This window comes from Arhodomonas sp. KWT, assembly GCF_010993615.1.
In genome coordinates this window covers 1-2214 of record NZ_WNXE01000318.1, presented here as the reverse complement: position 1 = coordinate 2214, position 2214 = coordinate 1, and the positions used below count along the sequence as shown (strand labels likewise).

3 protein-coding genes are annotated in these 2214 nt (G+C 72.8%); all 3 read left to right on the top strand.

Annotated elements, in window-relative coordinates; translation table 11 throughout:
- A partial coding sequence (locus G7A99_RS18395; protein WP_163142901.1) for a polysaccharide deacetylase family protein occupies positions 1-266 on the top strand: 266 nt, incomplete at its 5' end.
- A gap of 28 nt (positions 267-294) precedes the next feature.
- Positions 295-1446 (top strand): glycosyltransferase, encoded by a 1152-nt coding sequence (locus G7A99_RS18390; RefSeq protein ID WP_163142898.1) that lies wholly within the window; start codon positions 295-297, stop codon positions 1444-1446.
- On the top strand, positions 1425-2214 hold a 790-nt coding region (locus tag G7A99_RS18385; RefSeq protein WP_163142895.1), incomplete at its 3' end, for a DegT/DnrJ/EryC1/StrS family aminotransferase. The genes G7A99_RS18390 and G7A99_RS18385, both read left to right, overlap by 22 nt.

The window sequence follows — 2214 nt, the reverse complement described above, 5'->3', positions numbered from 1 at the left end:
CGGTGCTGGACGAGGAGATCGCCGGCGCGCGCCGGGTGATCGAGGCGGCGGCGGGCGTGGCGGCGCCGCTGTTCTGCTATCCCAACGGCGACGCCGCACCGGCGGCGGTGACCCGGGTGCGGGACGCCTATGCCGGTGCCTGCACCACGGCCCACGGCTGGAACGCGGCGGACGCCGATCCCTACCGCCTCCGGCGTGTGGGGGTGCACGAGGACATCGCTGCCGCACGGGGTGGTTTCATCGCCCGCGTGTCGGGCTGGCTCTAGGGGCAATGCTGTCCGGGGGAGGGACGCGATGGAGTGGGTGTTCTGGATCGCGGCGGCAGTGGCGGTGTACAGCTACTTCCTGTATCCGCTCGTTCTGCTCGCCCTGCCGGTGCGCTGGCGGCCGCCGACAGCGGGGGACATGGAGCCGGCGTCGGTGCCGACGCTGTCGGTCATCATCACCGCCTACAACGCCGGCGCACTCCTGCGCACCAAGCTGGACAATACCCTGGCGCTGGACTATCCGGCGGCACGCCGGGAGGTGATCGTCGCCTCCGATGCCTCGGACGATGACACCGACGCGATCGCCCGTGCCTATGCGGACCGCGGTGTGGTGCTGGTGCGCGCGCCCGAGCGCCGGGGCAAGGAACACGCCCAGTGGCTGGCGGTACAGCAGGCCCGTGGCGAGATTCTGGTGTTCTCCGATGTCGCCACCGAGATCGACGGCGGCAGCCTGCGGCGGCTGGCGAGCCTCTTCGCGGATCCCTCGGTGGGCGCGGTCTCCAGCGAGGACCGCTTCGTCACCGCCGAGGGCGTGCCGGTGGGCGAGGGGCTGTACGTGCGCTACGAGATGGCGTTGCGGCGGCTGGAGGCGTCGCGGGCCGGGCTGGTCGGGCTCAGCGGCTCGTTCTTCGCCGCGCGGGCGGCGGTGTGCCGGGACTGGGACAGCGATGCCCCCAGCGATTTCAACACCGCGCTCAACTGTGCCCGGCTCGGGCTGCGCGCAGTCTCCGACCCGGCGGTGATCGGGCGTTACCGTGCGATCAGCGACGACCGCCGGGAGTACCAGCGCAAGTACCGCACGGTGCTGCGCGGGATCACCGGGCTGCTGCGGCATCCCGAGGTCCTGGATCCACGCCCGAACGGCGGTTTCGCGTTTCAGATCTGGAGCCACAAGCCGATGCGCTGGGCCGTGCCGTGGTGCCTGCTGCTGGCGCTGGCCGCCAACGTGGCACTGCTGGGGCTGCCCGCGATGACGCCGCTGTATGCCCTGACCCTGGCGCTGCAGGCGCTGTTCTACGGCAGTGTCCTCCTGGGGGCGGTCTCGCCCGGGGCGCGGCGACGGTGGTTCTGGGTGCGTGTGCCGTACTTCTTCTGCCAGGCGAACCTGGCCATAGCCCATGCGAGCGTCGCCTACGCGGGTGGCCGGCGGATGACGGTATGGCAGCCCTCGACGCGCTGATCCACGGCCGCCTGCCCCCCGCTGGCGATCCGGTCCCCTGGTGGGGCGTAGCGCGCGCGGCACCGGCCATCCTCCCCGGCTACGGGATGCGGCTGTACGGCTCGGGCACCATGGCCCTGGCGGTGGCCCTGGCCGCCGCCGCGGCGGTTCGTGAGGAGCGTCACCCGCAGGTCCTGCTGCCGGCCTACGGCTGTCCGGACCTGGTCGCCGCCGCGGTGTTCGCGGGGCTGGAACCGGTGCTGGTGGATCTTGCACCGGAGCGGCCGTGGCTGGACCTGGACGCCCTGACGACCGTCCATGCGCCGCGGTGCGTGGCGGTTGTCGCCGTCGATCTGCTCGGGCTGGGTGAGCGCATCGCCGCACTCGCGGCCTTCGCCCGTGCCCGCGGGCTGTGCCTGATCGAGGACCGGGCCCAGGCATTCCCGGTGGTCGGTGACGACCGCGAGCACGGTGACTACGTAATCCTGAGCTTTGGCCGCGGCAAGCCTTTGAGCCTGCTCGGCGGCGGTGCGGTGCTGGCGCGTACCCCCGCGCTCGCCGCCGCCCTGGTGCGCCCGCCCCAGCCGCCGGGCGGGGTGGCGGCGATGCTGCGCTATGCACTGGCGGCCGGGGTCTACAATGTCATGCGCCGGCGCCGGGCCTACTGGCTACCCAGCGCGCTGCCGTGGCTGCAGCTCGGAGCGACGGTCTACGATCCCCTCACCGGGATCACGGGCATGGACCCGGTGCGCCGGGCACGCCTGCCTGCCGCGGTGGCGCGCTTCCGCG

Excerpts from the sequence above, each read along its gene's own strand:
- G7A99_RS18390 (WP_163142898.1), top strand. The coding sequence starts at position 295 with ATGGAGTGGGTGTTCTGGATCGCGGCGGCAGTGGCGGTGTACAGCTAC.